This is a genomic window from Fulvimarina manganoxydans, assembly GCF_900176465.1.
Classification (GTDB): domain Bacteria; phylum Pseudomonadota; class Alphaproteobacteria; order Rhizobiales; family Rhizobiaceae; genus Fulvimarina; species Fulvimarina manganoxydans.
Genome location: NZ_FWXR01000015.1, coordinates 62,981 through 78,712, shown reverse-complemented (window position 1 = coordinate 78,712; position 15,732 = coordinate 62,981). Strand labels below are relative to the sequence as shown.

Annotated in this window: 15 protein-coding genes and 1 riboswitch; of the genes, 5 read left to right on the top strand and 10 right to left on the bottom strand. The window is 62.7% G+C overall.

Annotation, left to right across the window (positions count from 1 at the left end; translation table 11 throughout):
• The first annotated feature begins 2 nt into the window (after nt 1–2).
• Nucleotides 3–884: a triphosphoribosyl-dephospho-CoA synthase gene (locus B9A15_RS15415; RefSeq protein WP_084411329.1), complete on the top strand. Its 882-nt coding sequence runs from the start codon at nt 3–5 to the stop codon at nt 882–884.
• A gap of 294 nt (nt 885–1,178) precedes the next feature.
• Complete coding sequence (gene fae, locus B9A15_RS15410) at nt 1,179–1,688, top strand: formaldehyde-activating enzyme (protein ID WP_084411403.1); 510 nt, start codon at nt 1,179–1,181, stop codon at nt 1,686–1,688.
• An 883-nt stretch (nt 1,689–2,571) separates the two neighbouring features.
• Here fae and B9A15_RS15400 read toward each other — a convergent pair.
• From B9A15_RS15400 to B9A15_RS15390, 3 genes are read right to left on the bottom strand one after another with little or no spacing between them, the layout of a single operon-like run.
• Complete coding sequence (locus B9A15_RS15400; protein WP_139798420.1) at nt 2,572–3,129, bottom strand: hypothetical protein; 558 nt, start codon at nt 3,127–3,129, stop codon at nt 2,572–2,574.
• Between the two features lie 3 nt (nt 3,130–3,132).
• The gene (locus B9A15_RS15395; RefSeq protein ID WP_084411323.1) at nt 3,133–3,393 is read right to left on the bottom strand and encodes a hypothetical protein; all 261 of its coding nucleotides are present in this window, start codon (nt 3,391–3,393) and stop codon (nt 3,133–3,135) included.
• Between the two features lie 47 nt (nt 3,394–3,440).
• Nucleotides 3,441–4,205, bottom strand: a complete 765-nt coding sequence (locus tag B9A15_RS15390) for a HisA/HisF-related TIM barrel protein (protein ID WP_084411321.1) — start codon at nt 4,203–4,205, stop codon at nt 3,441–3,443.
• Nucleotides 4,206–4,326: 121 nt separating this feature from the next.
• Between B9A15_RS15390 and B9A15_RS15385 the strand changes: the two genes are divergently transcribed.
• The gene (locus B9A15_RS15385) at nt 4,327–5,346 is read left to right on the top strand and encodes a hydantoinase/oxoprolinase family protein (protein ID WP_244556976.1); all 1,020 of its coding nucleotides are present in this window, start codon (nt 4,327–4,329) and stop codon (nt 5,344–5,346) included.
• Nucleotides 5,347–5,367: 21 nt separating this feature from the next.
• Here the strand turns inward: B9A15_RS15385 and B9A15_RS15380 are convergent, their stop codons facing one another.
• The 3 genes from B9A15_RS15380 to B9A15_RS15370 all read right to left on the bottom strand — a co-directional run bounded on the left by B9A15_RS15380 (nt 5,368) and on the right by B9A15_RS15370 (nt 9,827).
• Nucleotides 5,368–6,738 carry a DUF7986 domain-containing protein gene (locus B9A15_RS15380; RefSeq protein WP_084411319.1) on the bottom strand — a complete coding sequence of 457 codons (1,371 nt, stop codon included), beginning with the start codon at nt 6,736–6,738 and terminating at the stop codon, nt 5,368–5,370.
• Nucleotides 6,739–6,979: 241 nt separating this feature from the next.
• Nucleotides 6,980–8,380 carry a ChaN family lipoprotein gene (locus B9A15_RS15375; RefSeq protein ID WP_084411317.1) on the bottom strand — a complete coding sequence of 467 codons (1,401 nt, stop codon included), beginning with the start codon at nt 8,378–8,380 and terminating at the stop codon, nt 6,980–6,982.
• Between the two features lie 178 nt (nt 8,381–8,558).
• Entirely contained in the window at nt 8,559–9,827 is a 1,269-nt protein-coding gene (locus B9A15_RS15370) for a lytic murein transglycosylase (protein ID WP_084411399.1), read from the bottom strand.
• A 151-nt stretch (nt 9,828–9,978) separates the two neighbouring features.
• On the opposite strand from B9A15_RS15370, the gene B9A15_RS15365 reads away from it, so the two are divergent.
• A complete protein-coding gene (locus B9A15_RS15365; protein WP_084411315.1) occupies nt 9,979–10,749 on the top strand; it encodes a Crp/Fnr family transcriptional regulator in 771 nt (256 codons plus the stop codon).
• A gap of 6 nt (nt 10,750–10,755) precedes the next feature.
• Here the strand turns inward: B9A15_RS15365 and B9A15_RS15360 are convergent, their stop codons facing one another.
• Both B9A15_RS15360 and B9A15_RS15355 read right to left on the bottom strand, forming a co-directional pair.
• Nucleotides 10,756–11,511, bottom strand: coding sequence for a sulfite exporter TauE/SafE family protein (locus B9A15_RS15360; protein ID WP_084411313.1), 756 nt, complete (start codon nt 11,509–11,511; stop codon nt 10,756–10,758).
• A gap of 150 nt (nt 11,512–11,661) precedes the next feature.
• Nucleotides 11,662–12,858, bottom strand: a complete 1,197-nt coding sequence (locus B9A15_RS15355) for an O-succinylhomoserine sulfhydrylase (RefSeq protein ID WP_084411397.1) — start codon at nt 12,856–12,858, stop codon at nt 11,662–11,664.
• 90 nt (nt 12,859–12,948) lie between these two features.
• Nucleotides 12,949–13,026: riboswitch (SAM riboswitch) on the bottom strand.
• A gap of 276 nt (nt 13,027–13,302) precedes the next feature.
• On the opposite strand from B9A15_RS15355, the gene B9A15_RS15350 reads away from it, so the two are divergent.
• A complete protein-coding gene (locus B9A15_RS15350) occupies nt 13,303–14,127 on the top strand; it encodes a TorF family putative porin (RefSeq protein ID WP_084411311.1) in 825 nt (274 codons plus the stop codon).
• Nucleotides 14,128–14,496: 369 nt separating this feature from the next.
• Here the strand turns inward: B9A15_RS15350 and B9A15_RS15345 are convergent, their stop codons facing one another.
• Entirely contained in the window at nt 14,497–14,829 is a 333-nt protein-coding gene (locus tag B9A15_RS15345) for a lipid-A-disaccharide synthase N-terminal domain-containing protein (protein ID WP_084411309.1), read from the bottom strand.
• The gene (locus B9A15_RS23425; RefSeq protein WP_244556984.1) at nt 14,826–15,560 is read right to left on the bottom strand and encodes a glycosyltransferase family 2 protein; all 735 of its coding nucleotides are present in this window, start codon (nt 15,558–15,560) and stop codon (nt 14,826–14,828) included. Before B9A15_RS23425 ends, B9A15_RS15345 begins: the two co-directional genes overlap by 4 nt.
• Nucleotides 15,561–15,732 lie beyond the last annotated feature (172 nt).

Sequence of the window (15,732 nt, the reverse complement as noted above, 5' to 3'; positions counted from 1 at the left end):
TCATGGGCGAAGCCGACGTCCCGTCTTTCCCACCTCGACGGATCGAGGCCGCGTTCCTCAAGGCCTGCCGCGCCGAGATCGCCGCGATCAAGCCGGGCAACGTCCATATCCATGCGGCCGGCCATGGCATGGATGCGGCGACCTTCGAACGCGCCGCTTTGGCCTGCGCGCCCGTCATCGCCGATCCGTCCCTGTCCGTCGGAGCACGCATTCTGCAAGCGACGAGGCTGAGCTTTTCGGCGGCTGGCTGCAACGCCAATCTCGGCATCGTCCTGCTTGCGGCGCCGCTGGCAAAGGCCGCACAAGGGGTGAGCGAGCCTCGTCTAGATGCGCTGCGCGACGGCTTGCGGGACGTGCTCGCAACGCTTTCACCCGACGACGCGGCCGACGCCTTCGCCGCCATCGCTCATGCCTCGCCCGGCGGGCTCGGCGCGCGCGCCGACCATGACGTGCGAGAGGTCCCGACCATCGGCCTTCTCGAAGCCATGGCGCTTGCGGCAGAAACCGATCGGATCGCCCGGCAATTCGTCAGCGGTTTTGAGGATATCTTCGAAATCGGCCTGCCGGCCTGCCGGATCGAGCCGAAAAGCCTCTTCGACCATCCCGACCTCGGGCCGGCCTTCAAGGTCTATCTCTCCTTTGCGGGCGGTTTTGCCGATTCGCACATCATCCGCAAATTCGGTGCTTCGACTGCAGAGACGACCCGAAAGCGATTCGCCGACTTTGTCGCGCGAATCACCCATTTAGGGGATGCGGAAAGCGTCCGAACGGCCGCACTCGCCTTCGATCGCGACCTCAAGGCAGAGGGACTCAATCCCGGCACCTCGGCCGATCTCACCGTAGCCACTCTCTTTGCCCGTTTCATGCTTCGTTCCGCCACTTAAGTAGGCGGAACCCCGTCAAGTCCCTTGCGGAAGATCGTTCACGATGGTTGACTGCGCAGCAACGAGGTCCGCAAGGTCTCGTCACTATCTGGCTAACCGGTCCCCGGTGGGACGCCGCCAACAAGGATAGTCGTCGGGCGGCGCCGCCGAGCGGTCCGCCCACCGGGATGGAGGAGGGGACGAACGTCTTTTAAAAGGAAGCCGCCTTTGCGCCGCTTCTTCTCTCGGAACACGATATATTCCAGGCCATGCGCACCTAAAGGTGGCATGGTTGATCAATCGGAGGAATTGCTCATGGCAACCATCAACAAGGTCATGGTCGGCGAGTCGCTCGTCGGCGAGGGCAACGAAGTCGCTCACATCGACCTCATCATCGGACCGCGCGGTTCGGCCGCCGAGGCGGCGTTCTGCAACTCGCTGACCAACAACAAGGACGGCTTCACGACGCTTCTCGCGGTCGTCGCGCCGAACCTGCCGACCAAGCCGAACACGGTGATGTTCAACAAGGTCACCATCAAGGGCGCCAAGCAGGCCGTCCAGATGTTCGGCCCGGCCCAGACCGCTGTCGCACGCGCCGTTGCCGATTCCGTCGAGAAGGGCATCATCCCGGCCGACGAAGCCGACGACCTGTTCATCTGCGTCGGCGTCTTCATCCACTGGGAAGCCGAAGACGACGCCAAGATCCGCGACTACAACTATCAGGCCACGATGGAATCCATCGAGCGCGCCATCAAGGGCACGCCGACGGCCGCCGAAGTCGTTTCCAAGAAGGGCTCGGCCGAGCATCCTTTCGCCGGCGCTTAGACAAGAAACCATCCCGGGGAAGAGGATAAGCCGGCGATGCCTGCCGGCCTTCTCCGGCGATTGGCCGCCAAATTCGGCTTCCAATAGAAGCCGGAATGCCCCCGAAAAGGGGAGCCGAACGCCGATACGAAAAGGAGCCTCACCGGCTCCTTTTCACCATCCGGCCGGCTTTGCTCCAAAGGGGCCGAGGACTCTTCCTCGTCGGATATCGGCCGCTGCCTTCGGGCGGCGGCTTTTTCATAGGCTTATGAGCGGCAGGGACCATCGCCACCTTGAGGGTCGGCGCCATCTCGCACGCCATTGTCCTCGCGAAGGGCTCCCGGCGACACATCAACATCCTAGGCTCGTCAGGCTATGACATTCACACATCCTGCAACGAACCCGAGGTATACCGCCGGACGAATGAATTGACCCCTCGGGTCAATCTATGTCCGGCGAGGGGCTCAGACGCTGCTCGGCCTACCAGCGGACATTGGAAAGCCATGCTTTCATACGTCCGCTGGTATAAGAGGGCATTGCGAGCGGCTGTGGTCCCGCTGCATGCTTTTGCGATTTATCTCGATAGTTCGCCACGTGTGCCAAATGGGAATGTCCCGAAGGGCAGATGAGAGCGAAAGCCTAGGCTTCCGTTTCCTAAAGTGCATCAATGGCACACGGCTCATCCGCCTCTACGCGCTCATAAGCGCCGACCACTTTGCCAGGTTCAACGAAGGCTTCTGAGTGGACAAATGCACTCCGTGCAACCGACGCCGTCGTGGCGACGAACCCGCCTAGCGTTCCATCGGGGTTGCGATGGCGAAAACCAGGGATTTGCGTCTTGTCGGGTAACACAAAAACGAATGTCGTCCGTTCGTCTTCCATATTGAGCTCCGCTCGACCCGAGTCATACAAGAGCATATAGGACAAACACGAAAACTTCAACCAAAGATTGTCCTGACTCGTAGACGACAAAAAACCCTAGCGCGCCTGGAAATAAAACATCGTTAAAAAATCGCACAACGCCCATGATTGACTGAAGACGCGCACTTCGACCAATAATTTTCTCAAGATTTCGGAGCACTTTTTGCCATTCAGCCGTTTCGGATTTGGGGATTTTAAGGCGGTTTTCCTCGATTTCTGCTTTTAATTCACTATTAAAACGCGACCAAAAATCCGAGAATTCGCTATAGAATAACGAAAAATAGTGAAAAAACTCGAACAGGAATAGGAAAGATAGAATAACTGGTAAGCTCAAGGCCGGCCCAGTTCCGATCATGGGCTGAATTCGGTCGTCGATCCGAAGCGCGGCCAGCACAGCCGCGCCGAGATCATAAATGCTCGCGACGATTGCCAGCATTCCAAGAGCGATGACGCGGCGCCGCAGATGCCGGCACTCTTTTGAAGGGTGGAAATGGGGATGCCAACCTAGACATTCGATAAAATCAACGAGCACCGTCAGCATTGATCAATCGATACGACCGCCGGTCTTCCGATAGTGCTGTTTCTTCATCTTGCCACGGCTCGTCGCGCGAACGTGGAGATCGTATCCTTGGAAGCGATATATCCGCTTGCAAGGCATATGGCTGAGATCGCTAAAATGATGGCTACCCGTGCGCTTGTTGAGGTCCCTGCATACGTCGGCCGTTTCATCGACAGGCGCGACGGTAAGCACCTCACCTGTGTCTTGGACACTAACAATGAAGACGTCGTCACCCAGGTTGAACATGCCGCGGCGCTCCTTTTTGGATATAGCCGTCGCTGATAGCACAACCTTTACGAAACACAACCTTTGATTTTATGAAAATGAAGCGCACCCGCATGAAGGGCAGAGGCGATGAGGACGCCGTGGGTGCCGGCCGCTTCCAAGGCTCGCAGATCGTCTTCGTTGCGCACACCGCCGGCCGCGATGATGCGCTGGTTTTGTGCCTTCGAGACGATGGCCGCGACCCGGTCGAGATCGGGGCCGCCTCGGGCGCCAACTTTCGCGAGCGTCATGACGATGAGGCTTTTGGGCCAGATCGCCGGGTCTTGGAGAACCGCCTCGGGCCCGCGATAGCCCTCCGCCCCGAAGTCGAGCGAGAGAACGACCTCGCCATCTCGTCTTGCCTCTTGGACCGTTCGGGCATCGTCGAGCGTCTCCGAGCCGAGCACGGGGACAAAAGCGCCTCGCCGGTCTGCGGCCCCTTTCCCTTCGGCACCCAGGACTCGGCTCCGGAGGCGGTCGATGCCTTGCGCGTTGCGAAACCCCGCATCGATCCAGAAGGTCACGTTCGGAAAGGCCTCCAGCAGAGCCGCCAGCACGCTCGCCTGGGGTCGCCCGTCCATGATCGCATCGAGATCGGCGATATAGACCGTTTCGAAGGGCGCGAGATTCAGGAGACCGGACAGGACCGCGAGCGGATCGGGGCTTGGCGAGAGCGGCGTCTCGATCGGCCGGTAGCGCGCGCGATCGCCGCCGATGCCGCGCACCACGGTACCGCCCATCAAGTCGAGAACCGGGATGATCTCGATCCGGCGCTTGCCCCCTGCCTCAGCCATCTGTCGCCCTCCGTTGGTCGGTCCGGCGTTTTTCACCGTCTTGAGCCGCCATAAGCGGTTTCCTCCGCTTGGCGGTTTGCTCTATCAAGTGCCCAGAGAATTCAATTGGGCCGAAGGCGAAATGGCAAAGACACTGGGCTGGGACGTAGGCGGAGCGCATCTGAAGGCGGCGCTCGCCGAGGATGATCGCATTCTGAAGATTTGGCAGAAGGCGACACCCATCTGGAAGGATCTCGCGTCGCTCGAGACGGCCATCGTCGAGATTCTGGCGGAAGCCGGCGAGGTCGATCGCCATCACGTCACCATGACCGGCGAATTGTCCGACGCCTTTCCCTCCCGCCGCCAGGGCGTGGAGCGTCTGGCGCGGCTGATGGCCGAGGAGCTTTCGGGCGATATCCGGCTCTATGGCGGGGCGGCGGGATTTCTATCGCCCGGCGATGCCCGCTCCAACGCCCTCGACATCGCCTCGGCCAATTGGCATGCGAGCGCGGCCCTTTCGGCCCGCACCATCGAAGAAGCGCTCTTCATGGATATGGGCTCGACGACCACCGACATGGTTCCCGTTTCCAATGGCCTCGTCCATGCCAAGGGCCATACGGACCGGGACCGGATGACGGCGGGCGAGCTCGTCTATCAAGGCTATACCCGCACGCCGCTGATGGCGGTGGCGCGGCAGGTGCCGTTCGTCGGGCGCTCGATTCCGGTGATGAACGAGTTCTTTGCGACCATGGCCGATGTCCAGCGCGTCATCGGCGTTCTGGACGAAGCCGACGATCTTCATCCGGCGGCCGATGCCGGGGACAAGACGATCGAAGGTTCGCGCCGGCGGATCGCCCGCATGGTGGGAATGGATGCCTCGGACGCGTCCGATGGCGCCTGGGAATGGCTCGGCCATGCCTTTGCCGAGGCGCAGGTTCGGGTCATCCACGACGCGGCCCTTCAGGTTCTCTCCCGCGAGGAGATCAGCGACGACGCACCGATCATTGTGGCGGGCGCTGGGCGCCCGGTCCTGAAGCGTTTGGCCGCCCGCCTCGATCGCGGTGTCGTCGACGTCTCGGACCTCTTCGACTGCCCGGCCGACTTACGCGATGCGGCCTGCCGCGCCGCGCCCGCCGCGGCGCTCGCGCTTCTCGGCAGCTGATCGGCGAAAAGCGGCTCCAGCTCAGTCTCGATCCCGGTCGAGGCCGAGTTCAGGCCAGAGCCATGAAACATCATGGTCGCCGACCATGCTGTTCGGCGCTTTGAGGCTCGCGAATTGCGCCTCGATGCTTCTGAGCCAATCGGCGACCGCTGCCCGGCTCTCGGGGTTCTTGGCGGCCTCGCGCGGCGTGCGCCCGCCGAAGTCTTCGAGAGGCATGTCGAGCGCGGCGCGATAAGCCCCATCGATGATATCGGCGGGCAACATGCCGGCCCCAAGCCCGTCGCCGAACCGGCTCGCGGTCATGCTCGTGAGCATGGACATGTCCTCGCCGGCCTCGTCCATCGTCTCGCGTTGAATGCGCGGCTTGCCAAGCTTTTCGCCGAGCGCCTCTTCGATCATGGCTCGGCCGCGCTCACCGCGATTGTCAGAGGTCGTCGTGAAGATGAGCTCGCGGCCCTTCAACTCCACATGGCCGAGAATGAGATTGCCGTCGATATCGCGAAGATCGGGCGAGAAGCGCTCCTCGCCTTCGTCGGCCGGCGCTTCGCCGATCCAGTCATAGATACCGTCCCGCACCCGATGCAGGGTTTCTATGCCGTCGAGGATCGGCTTCAGATGCTTTTGCGCAACGCCCTTCGGCAAGGGATAATGGGCTTTGAAGAGAAGATAGGGATCGCCTTCGCTCGTCAGGATCGTCTCGTCAGACCCTGGAATGGAATCGGGCAACGTGCCGAGAAGCCAGCTGATCGTGAAGAAGGGCGTCAGCGAGCGGCTATCGATCGCCTTCAGGCGCATCGCCAGCTCGTCGTCGCTCATCGTGTCGGCGGCGTTCGGGTCCTCGGCAATCCCGACCTTCAGACCAGCCACCAAAAGATCGAAGGCACTCGACGTATAGGGTAGATAGCCCGTCGTGAGGATCGTCTCGTCCTTCAGCCGCACCAATCGGGCCGCAAGCATCCGACCTGGCTCGGCCTGACTGGTTTCGGCTTGGCTCGTCACCTCGAACGCATCGCCGCCGGTCAGCCGGTCGCGGATCAGGAGAGATGTGTTGGAGCGAACCTCCACGATCTCGAAAAGGCTGACGGTGGATTGCGCAAAGGCCGTCAGAAAGGCCTTATTGCCGGCGCTTTCAGTATAGCCTCGCTTCTTGAGATAGAGATCGGTCAGGCATGTCGCGTTGCCCTCGTCGAGGGGACGGGTGCAACAATCCTCCAACGCAAAGCGCATGACGGCGATTGTGAGAGCCTCGCCGAGAATGGCTTGCAGTTCGTCGAATTCCAGATCGAATTCGTCGAGGACCTGCCCGAAATGCAATTCGAAAATGTCGTCGGTCCAATCTCGCCATTCTTTCCGATCGGAAAATTTGACGAGACCCGCCAAGCGATCGCGCATGATTCGGCCTCTTTTTGTGTGTCGCGTCACGCTACCGTAACGAGACTAGAGCACCAGACGGAAAAGGGGATACGGGTCTCCGGCTGGCTGGCCCGCCAGACATCGCGTCCCGCCTTCAGGGAATGCCACTCTATCGCTCGGTGGCGCGAGACGCTTCTTAGCATACCGTGCCAGCGTGAAAACGACTTGTCCCGTCCCGCCTGCCGGAGGTCGGCGCGGCTGCCGGGATGATCGGGTTAGCTCAGCGAGCTCCCGCGCGCTCCATGGCGGCGCGCATCTCGGCACAGCGGTCGGTGATATCGGCGCGTGGCGTGAAGATCGTGAAGTCGTAAGGCGCGGGTCGATCGTGACCGATCCCGTAATCGGCGACGTCGTCGGCCTCGCTGCTGGTCACTTCGACCATCTGAACCGCCACGGATCGCCCATCCGGGTCCTGGCGCTGCAGCAGCGAAGGCACGCCGCGATCGGTGCGCGTATGGCCGGCGCCGGCGATCAGCACCGCGCTGCCGGAGTTTCCAGCGGCCGAGATCATGGCGTCGGCCATCGCGCCGTCGCGCAATCTTTGGGCGAGCCGCATCGGGGCGAGTGCTTCCCGGGGCAGGAGATCGCAATGAGAGGCGCTCAATTCGGCGTCGAGCGCGTCCTTTTCCAGAGGATCGAGCGGCTGATCGACGCTCAGGCGGCGGCGCTCGGCCTCCGGCATCGCCTCGACGCCTTCGGACGACAGGCGCCGAACGGTTGCGCGATCGAGATTGCCGGGCCGCATGGACAGGCCATGGCCGAGCGCACTCTCGAAGATCGGTGCATAGATCGAAAAGTCCGGCCAGCCGCTATCGGCCCAATCCAGTGTGTCGGCGAGGCTCGCCATCGCCTGAGGTCCGGCACCGTCGAGCGCCTGCAGCGTGTCGGCGAAGGTCTCAGGGATCATTTCGAAGACCACCGCCGGCTTGGCGCCGGCCTCGACCAGATCGTCGATAATGCCGGCCTGAAGCCGATGATGATCGGGATTGTCGTGGATTTCGCCGAGCAGCACATAGCGGGCGGCCTTCGCGGCGCCCACAAGGCTCGACATGTCGCTTGCGGTGCCGTCGGAGGTGACGACCGTGCCTGTCAAGGAATTGTCGGTGTAATAGGCAGACTGCCAGTCGGCGTCGTCGCCGTCGAAGAGGCGGGTCGCAAGCGAGCGGCGCTCTTCGGCCGTCTCCGCGGCGTCCGTTTCGTCCTTTGCGCGATTGGCGGTGACGACCAAAAGATCGTCGGCCCGGCGACCGAGCGAGCCATGGTCGCCTTGCGTGCCGAAAAAGGCGGACTGCGCCGAATGAAGCGGCACGAGGGAGGCGACGCGGGAATGGGCCTTGGCGAGCTTTTCGAGTGCGGCGGCAGCCCCCTTGCCCGTCGCCTGGAGGCCATCGTCACCGACAAAGGGCGTCGCGGTCGCGATCGATACGCGGTCTCCGCTTCGACCTTCGGCGCCATAGGGCAGTTCCAGAACGGGTGCCGATTGCGGCGGCGCGAAATCCGTCTGATCCGCGCTCTGGCGCGGCAATCCGTCCAGTACGCCACTCACCATGTCGCTGGCCGGGCGCCATGCGGCCCCCACCAATCCGATTGCGAGCGGTACGATCAGGATGCGGCGTTTCAAGCGGATGGTCCCCAGCTGATATCCGGTCCGCCCAAGGCCTCTTCCCCAAGGACCCCGGACCGTCACACTCAAGCGCAAAGTTGTGGCAAAACTATTGCAGCCTTGCCACTCTTTGCCCCTCTCCCGTCGCAAATCCGGCTTTGCGGCCTTCGCGGCGAAAGCCAGGCGACAGCTTCGATCATAGGCGGCCGGCGAGATCTTTCGAGGGCCAGCAGGTCTCTCGAAGGCCGAGACGGTCCTCCATCTCGCCAATGGAGCGGCGCGTCTTGAAGCCGGCAAGGCCGTCGGCGCCGCCCACATCCATGCCCTTAGCCTCCATCGCGCGCTGCATCCGCGCCACATCGCCCCGGGTCAGACGGTCGCCGCTCTTCCAGCCGGCTTGAAGCGGTCCCGCCCCGATCATGCGATCGGCGGCATGGCCGACGAAAAGGGCGTAGAGATCGGAATTGTTATAGGTCTTGATGACGTAGAAATTGGGCGTTGCGATGAAAGCCGGGCCGAGACGCCCCGCCGGCATCATCAGATGTCCGATGGCCTCGATTTCGTTCGGCGGAAATGCTCGCCCCGAAACGCGCCTCACGCCGGCTGCGACGAAATCGGCGATCGGGCGGCCCTGATCGGGCCCCTCTGCCTTGCAAGACACGCTCTCGGGCACGAGTGCCTCAAACCCCCAGTCGCGCCCGGTCTGCCAGCCATGAGCCTGAAGATAATGGGCGATCGAGGCGAGCGTGTCGGGCACCGAGTCCCAGATATCCCTCTTGCCGTCTCCGTCGAAATCGACGGCATATTTGAGAAACTTGGACGGCATGAATTGCGGCTGGCCGAGGGCGCCGGCCCAGGACGAGCGCATTGCGTCGACCGAGCGATGCCCTTGCGCAACGATCTGAAGCGCAGCCAAAAGCTCCTCGCGGAACATCGCCTTGCGGCGTGAGAGATAGGCCTTGGTGCCCAGGACCGCGAAGGCGTCATGCGGGATCTTGGCTGCGCCGAAAGCCGATTCCCGGCCCCAAATGGCGAGGATGATCGGGCCGGGCACGCCATAGCGGGCCTCGATGCGCTTCAAGAGCGCCGCGTGGCGGGACAGGAGCTTACGGCCGGTTGCGACGGTGCCGGCCACCGCGGATTCGGAGAGATAGTCGGCGCCGTTCTTGAACTCGGCCTGGAAGTTGATTTCCGAAACGGGCGCGTTCGAACCGGGCAGGACGAGATCGGGGAGGTCGAGATTGACCTTCGCCCGCCCCAGCGCGTCATCGAAGATGCCTCGCGAGACGCCCCGCGCCTTGGCCGCCGGCCAGACATCTTCCTCGAGAAAGCGATGGAAACCGGCTTCGAGGCTTTTCGCGTCGGGTTGCGCGGCAATAGCCGGCGCGGGCCCGGAGAGCGGGAGCGTCGCCGCCGGTCCGAAAAGAGCGGCGAAAAGGACGAAGGCGAAGCGAGAAGCTGTCATGGGAAGCGTCTTATCGGAGGCCGTGAGCGCGAACCACCCTCGATCGTCGAAACGAGCAGCTCCGACGTGGCCGAGCATGATGGCAAAGTTACGCTCACTGAGCTAAGGACGCGGTTGCATCCCGTAAGGCGCGCATGGCATCTTTGGCACCATGGCTAAGAGCGAACAGAGACGGGCGACAGCCGACGTGCAGCGCCTCGACATCCACAATTCGGATATCCCCGTCGTCTGCCGTGCCTGCGAGGCGCGGCATCGCGGGGTCTGTGGCGCGCTTTCGCCGGATGAATTGAAGACGCTCAGCCGGACGACAGTCAAGCACAAAATGCCAGCGGACGCGGAGATGATCGCGTCGGACGAGCCGATCGAGACCTATTCCAACATCATGGCCGGCGTCGTGAAGCTCACCAAGCTCATGCCGGACGGGCGCCAGCAGATCGTCGGCCTGCAATTTGCGCCGGACTTTCTCGGCCGGCCGTTCCGCGCTTCGAGCACCATTTCGGCGGAAGCGGCGACCGACGTCGCGGTCTGCTCCTTCCCCAAGACGGTTCTGGAGGAGATGGTCAAGCGCTCGCCCGAGCTCGGTCACAAACTCCACGAACAGTCCCTGAAGGAGCTCGACGAGGCGCGTGACTGGATGCTGACCCTCGGCCGCAAGACGGCAGCCGAGAAGGTCGCGAGCTTCCTCCATCTCATCGCCACCCATATCGACCCGGAAATCGACCCGAGCGATGGGGCGATCCGCTTCGAACTGCCTTTGAAACGCGCCGATATCGCCGATTTTCTGGGGCTTACCATCGAGACGGTGAGCCGCCAGCTGACCAAGCTGCGCAAGGCAGGCATCATCGAGATCGAATCCAACCGCCTGGTGACGGTGCCGAGCCTGAGACGGCTGGAATCAGCCTGCGCGGTCGATAGCGACTGATCTGGATCAGCCGGTGACGAAATAATAGCCGGCGAGGAAGAGGCCGATCGCGATGACGAAGACGCGAACGGCGATCTGCGGCACGCGCTTGGCGATCCAGACCCCAGAATAGCCGCCGAGGGCAACGCCCGGGATCATTGCGAGTGCCCCCAACCAATTCACGACACCGCCCGAGACGAAGACGACGATCGCGACGATGGCGATGACATTGGCGAGGACGTTCTTGATGGCGTTGAGGCGGTGATAGTCGCCGCTTTCGGTCAAGCCGAGCGTTGCCAGCATCATGATGCCCATGCCGGCCCCGAAGAAGCCGCCATAGATCGAGGTGATGAACTGCATCACCGGGCTTGCAAGGCTGCGGCCCCGGGCGGCATCGCTCTGGTGGCGCGGCTTGGGCTTCAGCCAAGGCCCGGCGGCAAAGAGGGCGGTCGCGCCGAGAAGCAGCCAGGGGACGGCGGCGGCGAACTGGTCGTTTTCCAGCCACAGGAGAAGCAGCGCACCGAGGGTCGAGCCGACGATCGAAACGATGCCGAGCAGGATGAGCCCCCGCCAGATCCGCCGAATGTCCTTCAGATAAGGCAGGGTCGAGGTGAAATAGCCCGGCAGCTGCGCGATCGAGGACGTGGCATTGGCAGAGATCGGCGGCACGCCGATCAGCGATAGGGCCCCAAAGGAGATGAAGGTCCCGCCCCCCGCGACCGCATTGATCGCACCGGACATGAAACCGGCGAGGAAGAGAAGGGCGATGGTGAGGAGGGACATGGAACGATCACGAAGTCAACGGAGAGACCGCCATCTCGCGCTTCAGAGCGTCAAGACAAGGGTGACCATAGTCGGGCCGGCCTCTCTCGAAAGGAACGGCCGTATCCGAGGGTGAAAGAGGAGCGAGGAACCGAAGGGACGCGGCTCGCGTCAGACCCGCGCCAGCGCCTGATCGAGATCTTCCAGAAGATCCTCGACATCCTCGATGCCGACCGACAGGCGCATCAGGGCGTCGGAGATGCCGAGCTCGGCACGGGCTTCCGGCGTCAGGTTCTTGTGGGTCGTCGTCGCCGGGTGGGTCGTCAGCGTCTTGGCGTCGCCGAGATTGTTAGACAGGAGAACGAGATCGAGGCCATTGGCGAAATCGAAGGCTTCCGTCTTGCCGCCCTTCAATTCGAAGGCGACGAGGGTCGAGCCACCGGTCATCTGCTTCTTGGCGACAGCGGCGTCCGGGTGGTCGTCACGGCCGGGATAGAGAACCGTCGCGACCTTGGAATGTCCCGCCAAATAGTCGGCGATCCGCGCGGCCGAGCTCGTCGCCTGCTTCACGCGAAGGGGAAGCGTCTCCAGACCCTTCAGAAGCGCCCAGGCATTGAAGGGGGAGAGCGAGGGCCCGGTGTGGCGGAAGAAATCGTGGAGGTTTTCCTCGATCCAGTCCTTGGACGACAGAACGATACCGCCCAGACACCGGCCCTGGCCGTCGATATGCTTGGTGGCCGAATAGACGACCACATCGGCGCCGAGTTCGAGCGGCTTCTGGAAGAGCGGGGTTGCGAACACATTGTCGACGACGAGCTTGGCGCCGGCCGCATGGGCAATCTCGGCGACCGCCGCGATGTCGATCATCTCCAGCGTCGGATTGGTCGGCGTCTCCATGAAGAAGACCTTGGTCTCCGGCCGCACCGCCGCCTGCCATTCGTCGAGATTGCGTCCATCGACGAAGGTGCAGCTGACACCGGCCCGCGCCATCACCGTTTCCACCACATAGCGGCAGGAGCCGAAGAGGGCGCGCGAGGAGACGATGTGATCGCCCGCCTTCACCTGACACTGGATCGCCGAATTGACCGCCGCCATGCCGGAAGCCGTCGCGCGGGCGTCTTCCGCGCCCTCGACCAGCATCATCCGCTCCTCGAACATGCGGGTCGTCGGATTGGCATAGCGCGAATAGATGAAGCCGGGTTCCTCGCCCTTGAAGCGGGCCTCGGCGGCTTCCGCGCTGTCATAGACGAAGCCTTGAGTCAGGAAGAGCGCCTCGGAGGTCTCGCCGAAACCCGAACGGGCGGTTCCGCCATGAACCATCTCCGTGGCCGGGCGCCACGTCTTCTTCGTCTCGTTCGACTTCAGCATCTCAATCCCCGCCATTTCAAAGACATCCGGACATGAAAAAGCCGGCCTGCGATCGATACGCATCATGGCCGGCGCGAGAAAAACCATCGGTTCATCGTCGGGTCGGCCCTTTAGCGAGTTGTTTAACGTGGCTGCAAGCCGGCCGGCCAAATCACCACTTTCACCCTCGCCGTTACGCCCTTTTGCGCCAAGCGTCAAATCGGTTCCGGCCGGTCAATTTGTCACCGCGACACGAGCGATCGAACGCGGGGAGCAGACCTCTCCCATACCAGCTTCAGACCCGCGAGGAGACCGATCCGTCCATGGTGCGCCAGCGCTGCGGAGCGCGCGTAAGCGTTGCAAACATAGCACCGCGACAGATGAAACGGTCGCGGCCCGGTTTCATCCAATCTCCACTTGCGTCATCAAGAGCTTGTGAGAAAACGAAAAATTCGGGAGCCGACCATGAGACATATCCGTCCCGCGCACCTTGCAGGGGTTGCTGCGGCATGCCTCGTGGCGGCGAGCATGACCCCGGCCCATGCGCAGGAAGATGCGCCGCGCCCCGCCGTCAGCCCGAGCGAGCGTGTCGCCAATGCCCAAGCGATCGAGGACAGCCCCTTCGACATCAATCTGACGGTCGCGGCAATGACCGATTACGTCTCGCTGCGCGGCTTCACCCAGACCCGGCGCGGCCCGGCCGTCCAGGCGACGTTGGACGCCTCCTATGACGACTTCCATGCCGGCTTCTTCACCTCCAATGTGGATTTCGGCACGCCCGAGCCCGACACCGAATTCGATCCCTATGTCGCCTGGCGTCCGTCTTATGGAAACTGGTCCTTCGACGTCACGGCCTATTATTATTTTTATCTCGACAACGAGGCGCTGAACTATCCGGAGATTTTCTCCACCGCCTCCTATAATTTCGACGATGTGGCGACGCTCGGCGCAACCTTCGCCTATGCGCCCAACTATTTCGGCGACGATCGCGAGACCGGCACCTTCTACAAGGCCAATCTCAGCGTACCGCTGCCGAAGGATTTCACCTTCTCGGGTTCGATCGGCTATCAGGATTTCGACAAGGGGCTCTTCGACCGCCATCTCGTCTGGGATGCGGGCCTCACCTATACGTTCGAGGACACCTTCTCCTTCGACATCCGCTATCACGACACCGATCTCGATCCCGGCACCCAATGCACCGGCGCGTTCAAATGCGACGCAACCATCGTCGGGACCTTGTCGATCTCCACCGGGCTGAAGGCTCTGCGCAAGATGGCGCTGGCCGAGTAGAGTGAAACGCGAAAAATTGGAACATTGTGCACGACACTACGATCGAGCGCAGGGGGCGACTTGATCGCAATGCCGCCATCTTCGACGCTTCGTCATTCTCGGCCACCGTGCCGAGAATCCAGAAACGTCTGAAAATAGAGAGGCGTCATCGGCGCACTGGATGCTCGGGACGGGGCCCGAGCATGACGAACGCGAGAGAAGTGGCGACCCGATTTGCAAGCGCAGAGTCCTCGCCAGGCGCCGTTTGAAGAGACTGTCGCGAACCCTGAAATCGGAATCGCGATTTCGCTCTAAGCGTTTGTTTTCCCGCATGATTTTTCCCGAAAGTCATGCGATTTTTCGGCATAATGCTCTAACCTCCGCCGCGCCTCACGACATGCGCGGCGGCTCGGCCCGGTCGCGCTTCCTCTCGGCCCGGATCAGCATGAGGTTCCGCACATAGATTATGAGGCCCGCGGCCTGGCCGGTGATGAAGACCGGGTCGCGGCGGTGAATCGCATAAAGCAACAGAAGCGAACCGCCGGCGAGCGAGAAGGACCAGAAGGCGACCGGGACCACCGAGCGCCGTGCCCGTTCCGACGCGACCCATTGCACCAGAAAGCGCGCGGTGAACATCGCCTGGGCCACGAAACCCAGAATCAGCCAGACATCCGAGACGCTCGAAAAGGCCTCGTCGATGAAACGCAAAATGGCATCGATCATGCGGACACCCGGCCCTTCGCTTGCGCCAGGGCCTCGGGAAGCTCGGTAACGGGTTCACGCTGGGGCAATGGGTTTTCGGACACGTCCGGCACCTTCCGGCCGCGTCGGATGAGCCACCAGACGCCGAAGAGATCGAGCGCGCCCCGGGCCGCCCGGTCGAAGATGCCGTAATTGGATGTCCCAAAACGGCGCGATCGATCGCGCACGTCGCGATGGACGACGCCATAGCCTTCGCGCAGGACAAGCGCCGGCAGATATCGATGCCAGCCATCGAAGAAGGGCAGGCGACGGAAGAGCTCGGTCGGCACGACCTTCAGCCCGCAGCCCGTGTCGCGCGTGTCGTCGGCGAGCATTGCGCGGCGCAGGCCATTGGCAAAGCGCGAGGACAGCTGTTTGAGCTTGGTATCGGTGCGCCCGACCCGCTGGCCGGCCGCAAGCCCGGCCTCAGCCCCCGCGCTCTCCAGCGCTTCGACCAGGACGGGGATGAAGGCCGGATCGTTCTGGCCGTCGCCGTCGATCGTCGCCACCACGTCTCCCCTTGCGGCGAAGACGCCGGTTCGCACGGCACGGCTCTGCCCGCAGGAGCAATCATGGCGCATATGGCGCACGGGAAGGCCCTTGGCGGCGAGCTTTGCGAGCACCTCGCCCGTATGATCGCTCGATCCGTCATCGACCACGATCGTCTCGTGAGGCCGGCCGGTAAGGGCGGCGCCGATCTCCTCGACGAGAATGGCGAGATTGTCGGCCTCGTTGCGGGCCGGGACGACGACGGAGACGAGATCGAAATGCCGGTTTGCCGGCGCGGCGCCGGCACGCTGCTCGGCCGGGCCAGCGGCGGCGGCCGAAAATCCAATATCTTGCACGGCCATATCCTGAGCCGGTTTCGTTTGGGCGTTTCCTGCC

Bases quoted from the DNA above. Each gene is read 5' to 3' on its own strand.
- B9A15_RS15415 (WP_084411329.1), top strand. From the start codon at position 3: ATGGGCGAAGCCGACGTCCCGTCTTTCCCACCTCGACGGATCGAGGCC.
- fae (WP_084411403.1), top strand. From the start codon at position 1,179: ATGGCAACCATCAACAAGGTCATGGTCGGCGAGTCGCTCGTCGGCGAG.
- B9A15_RS15400 (WP_139798420.1), bottom strand. From the start codon at position 3,129: ATGCTGACGGTGCTCGTTGATTTTATCGAATGTCTAGGTTGGCATCCC.
- B9A15_RS15395 (WP_084411323.1), bottom strand. From the start codon at position 3,393: ATGTTCAACCTGGGTGACGACGTCTTCATTGTTAGTGTCCAAGACACA.
- B9A15_RS15390 (WP_084411321.1), bottom strand. From the start codon at position 4,205: ATGGCTGAGGCAGGGGGCAAGCGCCGGATCGAGATCATCCCGGTTCTC.
- B9A15_RS15385 (WP_244556976.1), top strand. From the start codon at position 4,327: ATGGCAAAGACACTGGGCTGGGACGTAGGCGGAGCGCATCTGAAGGCG.
- B9A15_RS15380 (WP_084411319.1), bottom strand. From the start codon at position 6,738: ATGCGCGATCGCTTGGCGGGTCTCGTCAAATTTTCCGATCGGAAAGAA.
- B9A15_RS15370 (WP_084411399.1), bottom strand. From the start codon at position 9,827: ATGACAGCTTCTCGCTTCGCCTTCGTCCTTTTCGCCGCTCTTTTCGGA.
- B9A15_RS15365 (WP_084411315.1), top strand. From the start codon at position 9,979: ATGGCTAAGAGCGAACAGAGACGGGCGACAGCCGACGTGCAGCGCCTC.
- B9A15_RS15360 (WP_084411313.1), bottom strand. From the start codon at position 11,511: ATGTCCCTCCTCACCATCGCCCTTCTCTTCCTCGCCGGTTTCATGTCC.
- B9A15_RS15355 (WP_084411397.1), bottom strand. From the start codon at position 12,858: ATGCTGAAGTCGAACGAGACGAAGAAGACGTGGCGCCCGGCCACGGAG.
- B9A15_RS15350 (WP_084411311.1), top strand. From the start codon at position 13,303: ATGAGACATATCCGTCCCGCGCACCTTGCAGGGGTTGCTGCGGCATGC.
- B9A15_RS15345 (WP_084411309.1), bottom strand. From the start codon at position 14,829: ATGATCGATGCCATTTTGCGTTTCATCGACGAGGCCTTTTCGAGCGTC.